Below are 17,026 nucleotides of genomic sequence, written 5' to 3'. Positions count from 1 at the left end.
CGTCAGTCCTTCTTTCCCCGGGTGCGCCCGGCCCGCCGCGTACCCGGGACGGCGCGGCCCACGATCACGGTGCGTCCCGGTGTCCTGGCGGGCGCGTCCTCCTTGCGGCCGCTGACGGCCCGGCGCACGCCGTAGCCGAAGGCGGCGACCTTGACCAGCGGGCCGCCGAAGGTGGAGGCGACGGTGGTCGACAGCGCGGAGGCGTTGGAGGTGACCTCCTGGACGTCGGAGGCGATCGCGTCGACCCGTTCGATCTGGGTCTGCGCGGAGCGCACCGCCGAGGAGGCGTCGGCCAGCAGCGGGACGGCCTGGTCGGTCACGTCCGCCACGAGCTTGGTGGTCGCCCGGAGCGTCTGGGCCAGCCTCGCGAGAGCCACCGCGAGGAAGGAGACCAGGATCGCCCAGAACACGGCCACCAGGATGCCGGCCACCTCTCCACCGGACACTGTGCGCACCTGCTCCCTGAGAAACGTGCCTGAAACATCGAGAAATTCGTGCACCGAGCCTATCGCGCCGCCGACTGAACTCCGTACCGGATTACCGCCCGGCGGGGTCGGCAGGTCGCGGCCGGGGCGCCCATGCAGCAGCCCGCCGCCCCGCCCACCCGGAAGGGTGGGGAGACGGCGGGCTGAGGTACCGCTTGCCTGCTGGGGTCAGCGGGCGTAGAACTCGACGACGAGCTGCTCGTCGCAGATCACCGGGATCTCCTTGCGGTTCGGCTCACGGTCCAGGCGGAACGCCAGGGCCTTGAGGTTCACCTGGAGGTAGCGCGGGGTCTCGCCGTCGGGGGCGAAGCCACCCTCGCGGGCGATCGTGAAGAGCGTCTTGTCCTTGCTGCGCTCACGGACCTGCACGACGTCGTCCGGGCGGAGGAGGAAGGAGGGCTTGTCGACCTTCTTGCCGTTGACCTGGATGTGGCCGTGGGTGACCATCTGGCGGGCCTGGTAGATCGTGCGGGCGATGCCCGAACGCAGGACCAGGGCGTCGAGACGGCGCTCGAGCTCGATGACGAGGGCGTCACCGGTCTTGATCGTCGTCTTGGCGGCACGCTCGTACGCGCGGACGAGCTGGCGCTCGCTGATGTCGTACTGGGCGCGCAGACGCTGCTTCTCCAGCAGACGGACCTTGTAGTCCGAGTTCTGCTTGCGGCCTCGGCCGTGCTCACCCGGCGGGTAGGGGCGGGCCTCGAAGTACTTGACGGCCTTCGGGGTCAGCGCGATACCGAGGGCACGCGACTTCTTGACCTTGGGGCGGGGCTGATTCGCCACTGTCTCTGTCTCTTTTCCAAAGTTTCCGGCTCACCAGGGTTAAGGGAGGTCGCATCCGCAGCCGGGGAAACCCCGCGGGTCCGTGTCGGACCTGCCGGGCAGCCGCTCCCCTGGTCTGGGCACATACGTGCAGCACGCGAGTGGCCCACCGACCGCTCCCGGGACTCCGGGTGGTGGTGGGCTGCCCGCGACACCGTTCGACGGTGCGCGACGCTCCTGGAGATCCCTGCCCCGGGGGGTGGGCCTCCGGCTGGATGTCCCGCTCTGGTGATGCCGGTTTCCCTTGCGGGGCCGGACACGGGACGCAGCTTCGGGAAATTCTACAGGGTACTCACGGCTGCTTCCTACCGAGGTGCTTCCTGGTCCATTCCACCGCGTCGGCATACCGCGCCTCGGCTCCGTGCCGGGTGGGCTCGTAGTACGCGCGGCCCTTCAATGCGTCCGGGGCGTACTGCTGGCGCGCGATGCCCTCGGGCAGGTCGTGCGGGTACACGTATCCCTGCGCGTGGCCCAGTTCGGCCGCGCCCTTGTAGTGCCCGTCGCGCAGATGCGGCGGCACGGGCCCGGCCAGTCCCTTGCGCACGTCGCCCAGGGCCGCACCGATCGCGGTGGTGGCCGCGTTGGACTTGGGGGCCAGGGCGAGGGCGATGGTGGCGTGGCTCAGGGTGAGGGCGGCCTCGGGGAAGCCGATCATGGCGACGGCCTGGGCGGCGGCGACCGCGATCGGCAGCGCGTTCGGGTCGGCGAGGCCGATGTCCTCGCTGGCGGAGATCATCAGGCGGCGGGCGATGAAGCGGGGGTCCTCACCGGCCTCGATCATCCGGGCCAGGTAGTGCAGGGCGGCGTCGACGTCGGAGCCGCGGATGGACTTGATCAGGGCGCTGGCGACGTCGTAGTGCTGGTCGCCGGAGCGGTCGTACTTCACGGCGGCCCGGTCGACGGTCTCCTCCAGGGTGGTCAGGGAGATCGCCGTCTCACCCTTGTCCAGCGCGGCCCCCGCGGCGGCCTCCAGGGCGGTCAGGGCGCGGCGGGCGTCCCCGCCGGCGATGCGCACCAGATGCTCCCCGGTGTCCTCGGGGAGGGTGACGGAGCCCTTCAGGCCCCGTTCGTCGCCGAGCGCGCGGTGGAGCAGGTCGCGGATGTCGTCGTCGGTGAGGGGTTCGAGGGTGAGCAGGAGAGAGCGGGAGAGCAAGGGGGAGATGACCGAGAAGTAGGGGTTCTCGGTGGTCGCGGCGATCAGCGTGACCCAGCGGTTCTCGACCGCGGGGAGGAGGGAGTCCTGCTGGGCCTTGCTGAAACGGTGGATCTCGTCGAGGAAGAGGACGGTCTCCGTGCCGTACCCACCGGAGGCGCGGCGGGCGCCGTCGATGACCGCGCGGACCTCCTTGACGCCCGCGGTGATCGCCGACAGCTCGACGAAACGCTTGTTGGTGGCCTTGGAGACGACGTAGGCCAGGGTCGTCTTACCCGTACCGGGAGGCCCCCACAGGAACACCGAGGACGGGCCCGCGGGGCCCGAGGCGCCCTCTCCGACCAGCCGGCGCAGGGGTGAGCCCGGCTTCAGCAGATGCTGCTGGCCCACCACCTCGTCGAGCGTGCGCGGGCGCATCCGCACGGCGAGGGGGCTGCCGGTCGGGTCCTTCTGCTGGCGTTCTTCTGCTGCGGCGGTGAACAGGTCGGGCTCCACGTCGGCAACCCTAAATGACCGCACCGACAACGCGGTGGGCCCGTCAGCTGGTCCAGAAATCCCACCAGCGGGTCAGGATCAGCATGCCGATGATGCCGATGTGCAGAACCGGCATGACCCAGGTGAACTCGCCGAAGAAGCTCTTCAGCCAGCCGGGGGCGGGCAGGAAGCCCTTGCGGACGTTGAACGACGTCACGTACCAGAACATGATGATCGTGGCGACCCAGGCCAGGCAGCACCACAGGCACAGGGCGTTGATCCGGTACAGGGACTGGAACATCAGCCAGGCGCAGAAGCCGGTGCCGAACAGGGTGCCCGCGTTGAGGGTGAGCCAGTACCAGCGGGGGAAGCGGGCCCCGACCAGCAGGCTCATGCCGACGCAGACGACGACTCCGTAGGTGACGAGGCCGAGCATCGGGTTGGGGAAGCCGAAGACGCCTGCCTGGTCGCTCTCCATGATGCTGCCGCAGGAGACCACCGGGTTGAGACTGCAGCCGGGGACGAACGTCTCGCCTTTGACCTTGGCCTCGAGCAGCTTGAACTTGTCCAGCGTGATGACCCACGCGGCGAGTACGCCGGCCGCGCCGGTGATGACCAGGAGCAGGGCGAACGCACGGCCGGCACCTTCGCGGGGCGGCCCGGCGGCGGGTCCCGGCGAAGGCTCGGGCACGGTGGAAACGTCCTTCACAGTCGTCTTGCTCATCACGCCGATTCCGTCACTGAGGAGTGTGGACCTGCTTCGGGCAGGGCCATTGTGCCGCACGCACCTGTGGGCCCACCCCCCACAGGTCGTAAGAACCTACGGGTTACCCCTGTGGGTGTTCAGTTTCGGCCGCTGTCTGTGCCATGACCGCACACATGCCCCATCCGGGTTCCCCGTTCGGGCGAATCAGCGCCCCCGGGGTCCCGGGTCCCGGGGGCGCCGGCATGGACGACGAAGGCGCCGGGCGCCGCAGGGGCACACCGGCGCCTTCGTGCGCGTGGTCCGCGCGTGGCCGCGTACGGGAATCAGCCGAGCCGTGCCTCCAGCTCGGCCACGATCTCGTTCACGCCCACTGCGGCCTGCTCGCCGGACTCCATGTCCTTGAGCTGGACGACGCCCTCGGCGAGGTCGCGCTCGCCGAGTACCAGGGCGTAGCGCGCGCCCGAGCGGTTGGCCGCCTTCATCGCCGCCTTCAGGCCCTTGCCACCGTAGGAGAAGTCGGCGGCGACGCCGTTCTTACGCAGTTCGGTGACCTTGGCGAACAGCACCCGGCGAGCCTCGTCGCCGAGCGGGACGGCGAACACGCTGGTGGTGGGCGGGAGTTCGAGTGCGACGCCCTCCGCCTCAAGGGCCAGCACCGTGCGGTCGACGCCGAGGGCCCAGCCGACGGACGGCAGCGCGGGGCCGCCGATCATCTCGGAGAGGCCGTCGTAGCGGCCGCCGCCGCCCACCGCGGACTGGGATCCCAGACCGTCGTGGACGAACTCGAAGGTGGTGCGCGTGTAGTAGTCCAGGCCGCGCACCAGCCTCGGGTCGTCCTCGAACGCGATGCCCGCGGCCGTGATCAGCTCACGGACCTCCTCGTGGTACGTCTTGCAGGCGTCGCACAGGTAGTCGCGCAGCAGGGGGGCGCCGGTCAGCTGCTTCTGGACCGACTCGCGCTTGTCGTCCAGGACGCGCAGCGGGTTGATCTCCGCGCGGCGCAGGGTGTCCTCGTCCAGGTCCAGGCCGCGCAGGAAGTCCTGCAGTGCGGACCGGTAGACGGGGCGGCACCCCTGATCGCCCAGGGAGTTCAGCAGGATGCGGAAGTCACTGAGCCCCAGGGAGCGGTACGCCTGGTCCGCCAGGATGATCAGTTCGGCGTCCAGCGCCGGGTCCTCGGCGCCGATCGCCTCCGCGCCCACCTGGGAGAAGTGGCGGTACCGGCCCTTCTGGGGGCGCTCGTAGCGGTAGTACGAGCCGGAGTACCAGAGCTTGACCGGGAGGTTGCCGGCCTTGTGCAGGTTGGCCTCCAGGGCCGCGCGCAGCACGGAGGCCGTGCCTTCGGGGCGCAGGGCGAGGCGATCGCCGCCCTTGGTCTCGAAGGCGTACATCTCCTTGGTGACGATGTCGGTGGACTCACCGACACCGCGCGCGAACAGCTCGACGTTCTCGAAGCCGGGCGTCTCGATGTAGCCGTAGCCGGAGTCGCGCAGCGGGGCGGCGATGGCCTCGCGGACGGCGAGGTACTTGGCACTGTCCGGCGGGATCAGGTCGTAGGTGCCCTTGGGGGCCTTGAAGGTGCTCACGGAAGGTCTTGTCACATTCCTCGTCGGGGAGCGTCAGCGGCGCCGCGCCCTTGGCGGTCCGCCGCCACCTGCCGCAGGTACGGGTTGGTGGCACGCTCCTGGCCGATGGTCGTCTGGGGACCGTGTCCGGACAGCACCACGGTCGAGTCGTCGAGCGGCAGGCACACGCGCGCCAGCGAGTCGAGCAGGTCGGCCATGTCACCGCCGGGCAGGTCGGTGCGTCCGATGGAGCCGGCGAACAACAGGTCGCCCGAGAAGAAGACCGGCGGGATGTCCGCCGCCTCGGGCAGGCCGAAGGTCACCGACCCCTTGGTATGCCCCGGCGCGTGCGCGACCGTCAGCTCCAGTCCGGCCAGTTCGAGTTTCGCGCCGTCGGCCAGCTCCTTGACGTCGTCCGGTTCCCCCACGGTCAGCTCGCCCATCAGCGGCATCCCGATGGAGCGGCCCAGCGCCTTCTCAGGGTCGCTCATCATGTACCGGTCGTCGGGGTGGATCCAGGCCGGTACGTCGTGCGCCCCGCACACGGGGACGACGGAGGCCACGTGGTCGATGTGACCGTGGGTGAGAACGACGGCGACGGGCTTCAGCCGATGCTTGCGGACCGCCTCCTCCACTCCCGGGGCGGCCTGATGGCCGGGGTCGATGATCACGCACTCCTCACCGGCGGCGGGGGCGACGAGATAACAGTTCGTCCCCCAGGCCCCGGCGGGGAACCCGGCAATGAGCACGATCGTCCTTCGTTGTGTCGAGGGTCGTGTCGACGGTTGTGTCGATACGGGAGGCTTGCGACGGGGCTCGCGCCCGCCGTCAGAGCCTACCGGCGCTGCCGATTCCACAGCGAACCCATATACGGTACGGGGCACACGCAGACGGTCGGTCGCCGCAGGCACGCGTACCGGTCGGCACACGAGACGCATGAGGAGTGAACCCGGTGGTCAGCCAGGAACAGCGGCGGCGTCAGCTCGCGCGGGAGAAGTTCTTGCGGCAGCAGCAGCGACGCACCCAGGCGCGACGCAAGTCGCGGATCCGCAACTCGGTGATCGCTTCCGCGCTCGGTGTGGTCCTGATCGGCAGCCTCGCGCTGTACACGACCGGGGCGTTCGAATCGGGCGGGGACAAGACCAACGCGAGCGCGGAGGTCACGCCCAGCGCCGAGGCGCCCAGCAAGGCGCCCGACCCGTGCGGGAAGCCGGCCGAGGGCGAGGTCGCGTCGAAGACCTGGAAGAAGGAGCCGGCGCTCTCCATCGACGAGTCGGCGAAGTACACGATGACGCTCGAGACGACCTGCGGCACGATCGACATGGCGCTCAAGGCGTCGGCGGCCCCGCACACCGTCAACTCGTTCGCCTTCCTCGCCGACAAGGGCTACTTCGACCACAGCAAGTGCCACCGGCTCACCACCAACGGCATCTACGTGCTGCAGTGCGGTGACCCGACCGGCACCGGCACCGGCGGCCCCGGCTACACGATCCCCGACGAGAACCTGAAGGACAAAAGCCTGAAGGACAACACGTACCCGGCGGGCACCGTCGCGATGGCGAACACCGGGCAGAAGGACAGCGGCGGCAGCCAGTTCTTCCTGGTGTACGAGGACAGCCCGCTCCCGCCGAGCTACACGCCGTTCGGCACGGTCTCGGAGGCCGGCATGAAGGTCCTGAAGAAGATCGCCGCCGCCGGTGACAGCACCGGAGCGGGTGACGGCGCGCCCAACGCGACGGTCGTGATCGACAAGGCGACCGTCACGGAATCCTGACCGCCCAACTGCGGAATTTCGGTCGCGCGGGATGCGGACAGGTGTCCCGTCGGTCGCCTATGTTGGCCGTGACGAAAACTGTGGACGATGCCCGGGGGCAGCAAAGCCCTCCGTAGGCATCATGTGGAGGAGGCGCTGTGAGCAGCGACCCGTGGGGCCGCGTCGACGAGACGGGGACCGTGTACGTGCGTACGGCCGACGGAGAGCAGGTCGTCGGTTCCTGGCAGGCGGGCTCCCCCGAGGAGGCGCTGGCCTACTTCGAACGCAAGTACGAGGGCCTGGTGGTCGAGATCGGCCTCCTCGAGAAGCGAGTGAAGACCACCGACCTGTCCTCTAAGGACGCCATGGCGGCGGTCGAGCACCTGCGGGAGCAGGTCGACGCCCATCACGCGGTCGGTGATCTGGCCGCCCTCCGCGTGCGCCTGGACAAGCTCGTGGAGCTGGTGGACAAGCGTCGCGAGGAGCGCAGGGCGCAGCGGGCGAAACAGTCCGACGAGGCCCGTCAGGCCAAGGAGGCGCTGGTCGCCGAGGCGGAGGCGCTGGCGGGCTCGGACCAGTGGCGGGCGGCCGGTGAGCGGCTGCGGGCGCTGGTGGACACCTGGAAGGGGCTGCCCCGGCTGGACCGCAAGTCCGACGACGAGCTGTGGCACCGCTTCTCGCACGCCCGGTCGGCGTTCTCCAAGCGGCGCAAGCAGCACTTCGCACACCTGGACGCGCAGCGCGAGGAGGCCCGCAAGACCAAGGAGCGTCTGGTCGCCGAGGCGGAGGCGCTGTCGAACTCGACGGACTGGGGTGCCACGGCTGCACGCTACCGGGACCTGATGGCGGAGTGGAAGGCCGCGGGCCGTGCCCAGCGCGAGCACGAGGAAGACCTGTGGAACCGCTTCCGCGGCGCCCAGGACGTCTTCTTCGCCGCCCGCAGCTCGGTCTTCGCCGAGCGGGACGCGGAGCAGGCGGAGAACCTCAAGCTCAAGGAGGAGCTGGCCGGGGAGGCCGAGAAGCTCCTGCCGATCACGGACCTGAAGGCCGCCCGTGCCGCGTTCCGCGCGCTCAACGAGCGCTGGGAGGCCATCGGCCATGTGCCGCGGGACGCCCGGCCGAAGGTCGAGGGCCGGATGCAGACCGTGGAGCGGGCCCTGCAGGAGGCCGAGGAGTCCGAGTGGCGCCGGACCAACCCGGAGGCACGCGCGCGTGCCGAGGGCCTGACCGGTCAGCTCCAGGCCGCCGTGGACAAGCTGAGGGGCCAGATCGAGCAGGCGCGGGCGCAGGGCAACGACGCCAGGGCCCAGAAGCTCGAGCGGGAGCTGGAGGGCCGCCAGGCGCTGCTGGACCAGGCGCTGAAGGGCCTGCAGGAGTTCGGCGGCTGACAACGGTCGCCGCGCGCTGAGAGGGGCTCCCGTGCCGGGTGTACGGGGCCCCTCTTCCGTGTTCTTCGTGGCTTGCGTGTCGTGCGCGTCCTTCGTGCGCGGCGGCGGGTCTACCGGTTGCGGGCCGAGGTCACCCGGTACACGTCGTAGACGCCCTCCACGCCCCGTACCGCCTTCAGAACGTGCCCGAGGTGCTTCGGGTCGCCCATCTCGAAGGTGAAGCGGGAGGTGGCGACACGGTCGCGGGAGGTCTGGACGGCCGCGGAGAGGATGTTGACGTGCTGGTCGGACAGCACGCGCGTGACGTCCGACAGCAGCCGGGAGCGGTCCAGCGCCTCGACCTGGATGGCGACCAGGAAGACCGAGGACTGGGTGGGCGCCCACTCCACCTCGAGGATGCGCTCGGGCTCCCGGGACAGCGAGTCGACGTTCACGCAGTCACTGCGATGGACCGAGACACCGCTGCCGCGGGTCACGAAGCCGATGATCGGGTCGCCGGGGACCGGCGTACAACAGCGGGCCAACTTGACCCAGACATCCTTGACGCCCTTGACGACCACGCCGGGATCGGCGCTGCTGCGGCGCTTGCGACCGCGGCCGCGGGCCGGCGGCACCGACTCGTCGATCTCCTCGGTGGCCGCCTCCTCGCCGCCGAGGGCCTGCACCAGCTTCTGGACGATGTTCTGTGCGGCGACATGGCCCTCGCCGATCGCCGCGTACAGCGCGGAGATGTCCGAGTAGCGCATCTCGTGCGCGAGGGTGACCAGCGAGTCGCCGGTGAGGATGCGCTGGATCGGCAGGTTCTGCTTGCGCATCGCGCGGACGATGGCGTCCTTGCCCTGCTCGATCGCCTCGTCGCGGCGCTCCTTGGAGAACCAGGCGCGGATCTTGTTGCGGGCGCGCGGCGACTTGACGAAACCGAGCCAGTCCCGGGAGGGGCCCGCGCCGGCCGCCTTGGAGGTGAAGACCTCCACCAGGTCGCCGTTGTCCAGGGTCGACTCGAGCGGTACGAGCCGGCCGTTGACCCGTGCTCCGATGGTGCGGTGGCCGACCTCGGTGTGGACCGCGTACGCGAAGTCCACCGGGGTGGCGCCCGCGGGGAGCGCTATGACGTCGCCCTTGGGAGTGAAGACGAAGACCTCGTTGCGTGACAGGTCGAAACGCAGGGACTCCAGGAACTCGCCGGGGTCCTCGGTCTCCTTCTGCCAGTCCAGGAGCTGCCGCAGCCACGCCATGTCGTTGATGGCGGCGGATTCCTTGTCGGCCTTGCCGGACTTGCCGGCCGGCTTGGGCGCGTCCGTGCGGACCTTGGAGGCGCCGGCGACGGCTTCCTGTTTGTACTTCCAGTGCGCGGCGATGCCGTACTCGGCACGGCGGTGCATGTCGAAGGTGCGGATCTGCAGTTCGACGGGCTTGCCGCCGGGGCCGATGACCGTCGTGTGCAGCGACTGGTACATGTTGAACTTGGGCATCGCGATGTAGTCCTTGAACCGGCCGGGGACCGGGTTCCATCGCGCGTGCACCGTGCCGAGGGCCGCGTAGCAGTCGCGGACGGTGTCCACGAGGACGCGGATGCCCACCAGGTCGTAGATCTCCGCGAAGTCCCGGCCGCGGACGATCATCTTCTGGTAGACGCTGTAGTAGTGCTTGGGGCGGCCGGTGACGGTGGCCTTGATGCGTGCGGCCCGCAGATCCTGCTGCACCTCGTCGGTGACGACGGCGAGGTACTCGTCGCGCTTGGGGGCGCGCTCGGCGACCAGGCGGACGATCTCGTCGTACATCTTGGGGTAGAGGATCGCGAAGGCGAGGTCCTCCAGCTCCCACTTGATGGTGTTCATGCCCAGCCGGTGGGCGAGCGGCGCGTAGATCTCCAGGGTCTCGCGCGCCTTCTTCTCCTGCTTCTCGCGCTTGAGGTAGCGCATGGTGCGCATGTTGTGCAGGCGGTCGGCGAGCTTGATGACCAGGACGCGGGGGTCCTTGGCCATGGCGACGACCATCTTGCGCACGGTCTCGGCCTGCGCGGCCTCGCCGAACTTGACCTTGTCCAGCTTGGTGACGCCGTCGACCAGCAGGGCGACGGTGTCGCCGAAGTCGCGGCGGAGCTGCTCCAGGCCGTACTCGGTGTCCTCCACCGTGTCGTGCAGCAGGCCGGCCATCAGGGTGGCCGGATCCATGCCCAGCTCGGCGAGGATCGTGGTGACGGCGAGCGGATGCGTGATGTACGGGTCACCGCTCTTGCGCTTCTGGCCGCGGTGCCAGCGCTCGGCGACCTGGTAGGCGCTCTCGATCTGGCGGAGCGTGGCGTTCTCGATCTTGGGGTCGTTGCTGCGGACTATCCGCAGCAACGGTTCCAGCACCGGGTTGTACGGGTTGGCGCGCTGCACACCGAGCCGGGCCAGCCGGGCGCGGACGCGGTTGGAGGAGCCGGAGCGGGCGGGCTGCCCGGTGTTCGGGCGGACCATGGGGCCGGAGCGCTCGGGCGGGGAAGGCTTGGGACGCGGCTGCTCGGGCTTGTCCGCGGCGGCGGCCTGGGCGTGCTGGACCGGCCCGCGCGTGTCGTTCTTCGCGTGGGGCGTGCTGGGCGCGGGCTTGGCCGCGGCAGCCGAGTCGGACTCGGGCTTGTCTGCGGTCAGGTGCTGGGCCTCGTCTGGCAAGAGGACTCCTCGTGCGCTTTCCGGGTCCCCCGGCAGGCTCCGGAGCCCCCATGGTAGCCATCCCCGGCCGGTGGATCTCCTGCGGACCGTGTGAGGACCGTCTACCCGTGAAACGTACGAGGCGGGCACCGGATTCCTCCGGTGCCCGCCTCGTACGGTGTCCGCCGCGCTCCGCGCGCGTCCCGTGTCGCCGCTCAGATCGTGAGCAGTGCCTCCAGCGGGGCGCCGGCCAGGGCCGGTTCCACGCGGGCCCGGCCGCCGAGGAAGGTGAGTTCCATCAGTACGGCGAGGCCCACGACCTCGGCGCCGGCCCTGCGGATGAGCTGTACCGACGCCTCGGCGGTGCCGCCGGTGGCGAGCACGTCGTCGATCACCAGGACGCGGTCGGCGGCGGTCAGGTCCTCGGCGTGCACCTCGATCTCGGCGGAGCCGTACTCCAGGTCGTACGCCTGGCTGAGGGTGGCTCCGGGGAGCTTGCCCGCCTTGCGCACGGGGATGAACCCGAGGCCGGCCTGGACGGCGACCGGGGCGCCGAGGATGAAGCCCCGGGCCTCCAGGCCGACGATCTTGGTGGCGCCGGTGTCTCCGGCGATTTCGGCGAGGGCGTCGCTGAGCACGGCGAACGCCTTGGGGTCGGCCAGGAGCGGGGTGATGTCCTTGAACATCACGCCCGGCTCCGGGTGGTCCGCGACGTCCCGGATGCGGCTCAACAGCAGTGCGGAGGCGTCGGTTGTTTTGGTCATCTGCGCTTTCCTGGGGGTCGGCCGCGGCCGCGGTTGCGGGACGCGGGCTGGTTGCGTGGCCCCACGACGGTGGGTGCGGCGGGAACGGCGTCCGTCGGCCCGTCGTCGTGGCTGACGTAGGGGTCGGAGACGACCTCGCCGTCCAGGACGATGGCGAACTGGTTCTGCGGGGACGGGTTCTGGGCCAGCTTGCCGGTGATGTCGGCGAACTTCCCGCTGCCCTTGTCGGTGAGGTCCGTGGTGACGGCCCAGCCGGCACCGGACTGCGTGTCGAGGACGGCCTTGGCCTTGCCGATGTCCGTGCCGTCGACGGCGGCGGGGCCGAGGATGTACTTCTGCCACTGGCCCTGGGAGTTCTGGCCGCAGGCCACGGTCGAGTCGGTGGGCTTGGCGCCGTCACCGGCGGTGGCGCGGACGCTCGCCCTGGTGCAGTCGCGCGCGGCGTACCGGGCTTGGAGCCCGCTGTCCGCCTCGCCCGAGGTGCCGGCCGTCGCGGACGGGGAGGGGGCGGCTCCGTCCTCGGCCGGGTCGCTGGGGGGCGCCGACGGCGTGGCGTCGGCCTTCAGGGCGTCGGTGACCGCGCGGCCCTGGGTGGTGGAGCTCGCCGACGGGCTGGTGGAGGCGGACGGGGACCCCTCGTCGGTGGTCTTGTCCGTGGCCTTCTCGCTCGCCTTGTCGGTGGCCTTGTCCGGGCCGGTGCCCTGGCTCGAGGCGTCACCGGTGGCGCTGGGCGTGGAAGCGGCCCCGCCGCCGGCGAGCTCGGTCGCGACGACCGGACGGAAGTACGGTTTGGCGGTGGTGCCGACCTGTTGCCGGGCCTGCTCGGAGTTGGTGCCCTTGGGAATGTTGACGATGATGTTACGGTCGCCCCGCGTCTGGACCTCTGCCTCGGAGACGCCGAGACCGTTGACGCGACGTTCCATGAGGGAGACCGCGGTCGCCATGTTGGTCGGGTTGATCGCGTATTCCTGACCGGCCTCGGGGACGGCCGCCAGCGTGATGCTGGTGCCGTCGGCCAGGTCGATACCCAGGCGCGGAGTTTTGTGCCCGGAGGCGAACATGCCTCCGGTGAGCGCCACGACGGCGATCAGGATCAGGGTGAGCGAGCGCCACGGCTTGCTTGTGGCGCTCGCTTTGTCTCCCCTTTTGAGCGCAGCCACCTTCGTACTCCCTCTCGGGCCTCCTCGGACCCGGTCCACGGGCGGACGGCCATGGCTGGTCCGGGGATTCCGTGCGAGCGGGGCGGGTCCCGGGGTGCGCGGGCGGGCCCGCGCACCCGGGAACACGACTACTTCGTCTCGGAACCGCCCTCGGACTTCTTCGGCTGCTCGTCCGTCTTCGCCTTGTCGGCGTCGGCGGTGTCGGCCGGCTCGTCGGCCGCGGCCGCTTCCTTCTTGCCGAAATCGACCGGCGCGTCGTCGGGGGCGGCGGTGTCGGAGGAGTCGGTGAGGGAGGAGGCGTCGTCGGGGACGATGTCGGCGTCGGACTTCAGGTCGTGCTCGATGCCGTGGACGATCTGGTTGTACTCGTCGTCACTCAGGACGGCACCGATGGAGTTCTTCGCGAACAGCAGGTCCACGCCGGGGCCGGCGTCGAGGAGGACCGTGTCCTCACTGACCTCCTTGACCGTGGCGTACATGCCCCCGATCGTGCGGACACCGGAACCCGGCTGCATCTGGTTCCGCATATCGATGGCCTGCTGCTGCTTCTTCTTGGCCGACCGGGTCATCAGGAACATGGCCCCGATGAGCACAATGAACGGGAGGAGGGTCAGGAGACTCACGGGTCGGACTTCCTTCACATGACCGCGATGGTGAACGGCCTGTTGGTTGGGGGTATGTGATGCCGCCTACAAGGGTGGCATCGGCGGAGTCTAGGCGAGTCCGCGCGCAGGGAACAACGCTCAGCGTGGCACCGGGGTTCCTGTCCCGGCCGGTGCCGGCCCCCTCATGCCCCGAACAGGTCCCCTTGTCCGTTTCCGGTCCCGCGGGAGCTGGGCGGGGTGAGGCCGAGATGCGCCCATGCCGCCGGGGTCGCGACCCGGCCGCGCGGGGTGCGGGCGAGCAGTCCCTCCCGGACCAGGAACGGCTCGGCGACCTCCTCCACCGTCTCCCGTTCCTCGCCCACCGCGACGGCGAGGGTGGACAGGCCGACCGGTCCGCCGCCGAACAGCTTGAGCAGCGCGCCGAGCACCGCGCGGTCGAGCCGGTCCAGGCCGCGGGCGTCGACCTCGTAGACCGCCAGGGCCGCCGTGGCGATCTCCCTGGTGATCCTCCCGTCGGCCTTGACCTGGGCGTAGTCGCGGACGCGGCGCAGCAGCCGGTTGGCGATGCGGGGCGTGCCCCGGGAGCGGCCGGCGATCTCGGCGGCGCCCTCGGTCTCTATCCCGACCTCCAGGAGGTTCGCCGAGCGGTGGACGACCCGCTCCAGCTCGGTGGGCTCGTAGAACTCCATGTGCGCGGTGAAGCCGAAGCGGTCGCGCAGCGGGGGCGGCAGCAACCCCGCCCGGGTGGTGGCGCCGACCAGGGTGAAGGGGGCAGCTCGAGGGGGATGGCGGTGGCGCCGGGGCCCTTGCCGACGATGACGTCGACGCGGAAGTCCTCCATCGCCATGTAGAGCATCTCCTCGGCGGGCCGGGACATGCGGTGGATCTCGTCGAGGAAGAGGACCTCGCCCTCCTGGAGGGAGGAGAGGATCGCGGCGAGGTCGCCGGCGTGCTGGATGGCCGGTCCCGAGGTGATGCGCAGGGGGGCCTCCATCTCCGCCGCGATGATCATGGACAGGGTGGTCTTGCCGAGGCCGGGGGCGCCGGACAGCAGGACGTGGTCGGCGGTGGCCCCCCGGGCGCGGGCCGCGCGCAGCACCAGGTCGAGCTGTTCGCGGACCTTCTCCTGGCCGATGAACTCCTCCAGGTCCTTGGGGCGCAGGGCGGCCTCGACGGCCTGTTCCTCCCCGTCGGCGACAGCTCCCACCAGCCGCTCCGCGGCGGCGGGGTCGGTCGTGTCGTCCCAGTTCACTGAAGTCTCCTAGCCGGGGTGGGGCGGGCGTGCGGGTGTTCCGGACGGGGCGGGTGCTCCGGTCGGGGCGGGCGTGCCGGGTGGCCCGGGTGCCGCACCTGGCGGCGGTGGTCCGTGGACCGTGGACCGGACTACCGGGCGCGGTTCAGAGTCTGCAGGGCCGCCTTCAGCAGTGGGCCCACCTGGGGGGTGCCCCCGGCCGCCTCGGCCTGCGGGGTGACGGCGGCGACAGCCTCGTCGGCCTCGCGCGGGGCGTAACCGAGGCCGATCAGCGCGGCGTGCAGCTGGTCGCGCCAGCCCGCGGTGCCGGGACCGGCCGCGGCCGCCGCGCCCACCGGTGCGCCGAGGCGGTCCTTCAGCTCCAGGAACAGCTTCTGGGCGCCCTTCTTGCCGATGCCGGGGACGGCGGTGAGCGCCTTCTCGTCGGTGGTCGCGACGGCCCGGCGCAGCGCGTCCGGGGTGTGCACGGCGAGCATGGCCTGGGCCAGGCGCGGGCCCACGCCGCTTGCGGTCTGCAACAGCTCGAAGGTCTGCCGTTCGTCGTCGTCCGCGAAGCCGTAGAGGGTGAGCGAGTCCTCGCGCACGACGAGGGACGTCGCGAGCCTGGCGTGCGCGCCGACGCGCAGCGCGGACAGCGTGTTCGGCGTGCACTGGACGGCCATGCCGACACCGCCGACCTCGACGACCGCGGCGTCGGGGGCGAGTGCGGCGACCGTGCCGCTGACGAAGGCGATCATGTGGAGCGCCCCTTCGGTGAGTTCGGTGCTGTGGGTGTGCGCGAGGCGGAAGCACGCGGGACGGACGCTCGTGGGGCGGCTCGCGCGACGTGCAGGGCGGCCGCCTGCCGCAGCCGGTTCTGGGCCGGGGCCCGCCAGATGTGGCAGATGGCGAGAGCGAGGGCGTCGGCCGCGTCGGCGGGCTTCGGGGGCGCGTCGAGCCGCAGCAGGCGGGTGACCATCGCGCCGACCTGGGCCTTTTCCGCGCGGCCGGAGCCGGTCACGGCGGCCTTGACCTCGCTGGGCGTGTGCAGGGCGACAGGGATGCCGCGGCGCGAGGCGCACAGCAGGGCGACCGCGCTCGCCTGGGCGGTGCCCATCACCGTCCGGACGTTGTGCTGGCTGAAAACACGTTCGACGGCGACGAACTCCGGCCGGTGTTCGTCCAGCCACTGTTCCAGGCCCTGCTCGATGGCGACGAGGCGGTGCCCGAGATCGGCGTCGGCGGGCGTGCGTACGACACCGACGCCGAGCATGGTGAGCGGCTGCCCGGCGACCCCCTCGACCACCCCGACCCCGCACCGCGTCAACCCCGGGTCGACTCCCAGCACACGCACGCCAAGCCTCCCGTGGACGGTGATCTTTTACGTACGTCAGGGTATCCGTCGGCGCTGACACCGCGGGCAATGCGACGGGCCGACGGGATCGCCCGTCGGCCCGTCGGGTCCCGCGGCCGGTCGTCCCTCGGCCGTGTTACACGTCGACCTTCTCCATGATCTCGTCGCTCACGTCGAAGTTGGCGAAGACGTTCTGCACGTCATCGCTGTCCTCCAGCGCGTCGATCAGCTTGAAGATCTTCTTCGCGCCCTCCTCGTCCAGTTCGACCTGCATGGTCGGGACGAAGTTGGCCTCGGCGGAGTCGTAGTCGATCCCGGCGCCCTGCAGAGCGGTACGGACCTCCACGAGGTCGGTGGCCTCGCTGAGCACCTCGAAGGACTCACCGAGGTCGTTGACCTCCTCGGCACCCGCGTCCAGGACGGCGGTGAGGACGTCGTCCTCGGTCAGCTCGCCCTTGGGGACGATCACGACACCCTTGCGGTTGAACAGGTACGACACCGAGCCCGGGTCGGCCATCGAACCGCCGTTGCGGGTCATCGCGACCCGCACGTCCGAGGCGGCGCGGTTGCGGTTGTCGGTGAGGCACTCGATGAGCACCGCGACACCGTTCGGGCCGTAGCCCTCGTACATGATCGTCTCGTAGTCGGCGCCACCGGCCTCGAGACCGCCACCGCGCTTGATGGCGGAGTCGATGTTCTTGTTCGGCACCGACTGCTTCTTGGCCTTCTGAACGGCGTCGTAGAGCGTGGGGTTGCCGTCCAGATCGACACCGCCCATACGCGCGGCGACCTCGATGTTCTTGATCAGCTTCGCGAAGAGTTTGCCGCGCTTGGCATCGAGGACGGCCTTCTTGTGCTTCGTCGTGGCCCATTTAGAGTGGCCGGCCATCTGCCTGTCTCCTTCGCGTAACCCGTCTCTGCAACGAACTCCCC

The 17,026-nt window shown here is 70.5% G+C and carries 14 protein-coding genes and 2 pseudogenes; 2 read left to right on the top strand and 14 right to left on the bottom strand.

Translation table 11 applies throughout. The features are described from left to right. Positions 1 to 2: 2 nt before the first annotated feature. From WJ438_RS33000 to WJ438_RS32975, 6 genes are all read right to left on the bottom strand, one after another. Complete coding sequence (locus tag WJ438_RS33000; RefSeq protein WP_406728452.1) at positions 3 to 446, bottom strand: DUF948 domain-containing protein; 444 nt, start codon at positions 444 to 446, stop codon at positions 3 to 5. A 207-nt stretch (positions 447 to 653) separates the two neighbouring features. Next, entirely contained in the window at positions 654 to 1,268 is a 615-nt protein-coding gene (rpsD, locus tag WJ438_RS32995; RefSeq protein ID WP_279337049.1) for a 30S ribosomal protein S4, read from the bottom strand. Between the two features lie 331 nt (positions 1,269 to 1,599). Further along, positions 1,600 to 2,955 (bottom strand): replication-associated recombination protein A, encoded by a 1,356-nt coding sequence (locus tag WJ438_RS32990; protein WP_406728451.1) that lies wholly within the window; start codon positions 2,953 to 2,955, stop codon positions 1,600 to 1,602. Positions 2,956 to 2,998: 43 nt separating this feature from the next. Next, complete coding sequence (locus WJ438_RS32985; protein ID WP_406728450.1) at positions 2,999 to 3,658, bottom strand: vitamin K epoxide reductase family protein; 660 nt, start codon at positions 3,656 to 3,658, stop codon at positions 2,999 to 3,001. Between the two features lie 305 nt (positions 3,659 to 3,963). Continuing rightward, on the bottom strand, positions 3,964 to 5,226 hold the full coding sequence (hisS, locus tag WJ438_RS32980; RefSeq protein WP_406728449.1) for a histidine--tRNA ligase: 1,263 nt from the start codon (positions 5,224 to 5,226) through the stop codon (positions 3,964 to 3,966). An 11-nt stretch (positions 5,227 to 5,237) separates the two neighbouring features. After that, positions 5,238 to 5,954, bottom strand: coding sequence for an MBL fold metallo-hydrolase (locus WJ438_RS32975; protein WP_406728448.1), 717 nt, complete (start codon positions 5,952 to 5,954; stop codon positions 5,238 to 5,240). 203 nt (positions 5,955 to 6,157) lie between these two features. On the opposite strand from WJ438_RS32975, the gene WJ438_RS32970 reads away from it, so the two are divergent. Then, entirely contained in the window at positions 6,158 to 6,979 is an 822-nt protein-coding gene (locus WJ438_RS32970) for a peptidylprolyl isomerase (protein ID WP_406728447.1), read from the top strand. 137 nt (positions 6,980 to 7,116) lie between these two features. Continuing rightward, the gene (locus WJ438_RS32965) at positions 7,117 to 8,346 is read left to right on the top strand and encodes a DUF349 domain-containing protein (protein ID WP_406728446.1); all 1,230 of its coding nucleotides are present in this window, start codon (positions 7,117 to 7,119) and stop codon (positions 8,344 to 8,346) included. 110 nt (positions 8,347 to 8,456) lie between these two features. Here the strand turns inward: WJ438_RS32965 and relA are convergent, their stop codons facing one another. From relA to WJ438_RS32925, 8 genes and pseudogenes are all read right to left on the bottom strand, one after another. After that, positions 8,457 to 11,000, bottom strand: a complete 2,544-nt coding sequence (relA, locus tag WJ438_RS32960) for a GTP pyrophosphokinase (protein ID WP_406728445.1) — start codon at positions 10,998 to 11,000, stop codon at positions 8,457 to 8,459. A 194-nt stretch (positions 11,001 to 11,194) separates the two neighbouring features. Further along, positions 11,195 to 11,743, bottom strand: coding sequence for an adenine phosphoribosyltransferase (locus tag WJ438_RS32955; protein WP_406728444.1), 549 nt, complete (start codon positions 11,741 to 11,743; stop codon positions 11,195 to 11,197). A gap of 110 nt (positions 11,744 to 11,853) precedes the next feature. After that, positions 11,854 to 12,903 (bottom strand): annotated as a pseudogene (locus WJ438_RS32950) (SecDF P1 head subdomain-containing protein); the annotation flags it as partial. Positions 12,904 to 13,031: 128 nt separating this feature from the next. After that, positions 13,032 to 13,526 (bottom strand): preprotein translocase subunit YajC, encoded by a 495-nt coding sequence (yajC, locus tag WJ438_RS32945; RefSeq protein WP_406728443.1) that lies wholly within the window; start codon positions 13,524 to 13,526, stop codon positions 13,032 to 13,034. A gap of 164 nt (positions 13,527 to 13,690) precedes the next feature. After that, positions 13,691 to 14,760, bottom strand: a pseudogene (ruvB, locus tag WJ438_RS32940) (Holliday junction branch migration DNA helicase RuvB). 131 nt (positions 14,761 to 14,891) lie between these two features. Then, on the bottom strand, positions 14,892 to 15,497 hold the full coding sequence (ruvA, locus tag WJ438_RS32935) for a Holliday junction branch migration protein RuvA (protein WP_406728442.1): 606 nt from the start codon (positions 15,495 to 15,497) through the stop codon (positions 14,892 to 14,894). Further along, positions 15,494 to 16,093: a crossover junction endodeoxyribonuclease RuvC gene (gene ruvC / locus WJ438_RS32930; protein ID WP_406728441.1), complete on the bottom strand. Its 600-nt coding sequence runs from the start codon at positions 16,091 to 16,093 to the stop codon at positions 15,494 to 15,496. The genes ruvA and ruvC overlap by 4 nt, the downstream gene beginning before the upstream one ends. 136 nt (positions 16,094 to 16,229) lie before the next feature. Then, complete coding sequence (locus WJ438_RS32925; protein ID WP_406728440.1) at positions 16,230 to 16,982, bottom strand: YebC/PmpR family DNA-binding transcriptional regulator; 753 nt, start codon at positions 16,980 to 16,982, stop codon at positions 16,230 to 16,232. Positions 16,983 to 17,026: the final 44 nt, after the last annotated feature.

Source organism: Streptomyces sp. GD-15H (assembly GCF_045291515.1).
Lineage (GTDB): Bacteria > Actinomycetota > Actinomycetes > Streptomycetales > Streptomycetaceae > Streptomyces.
This window is presented reverse-complemented; position numbering and strand designations above follow the sequence as displayed.

Excerpts from the sequence above, each read along its gene's own strand:
- WJ438_RS32955 (WP_406728444.1), bottom strand. The coding sequence starts at position 11,743 with ATGACCAAAACAACCGACGCCTCCGCACTGCTGTTGAGCCGCATCCGG.
- WJ438_RS32925 (WP_406728440.1), bottom strand. The coding sequence starts at position 16,982 with ATGGCCGGCCACTCTAAATGGGCCACGACGAAGCACAAGAAGGCCGTC.
- WJ438_RS32985 (WP_406728450.1), bottom strand. The coding sequence starts at position 3,658 with ATGAGCAAGACGACTGTGAAGGACGTTTCCACCGTGCCCGAGCCTTCG.
- ruvA (WP_406728442.1), bottom strand. The coding sequence starts at position 15,497 with ATGATCGCCTTCGTCAGCGGCACGGTCGCCGCACTCGCCCCCGACGCC.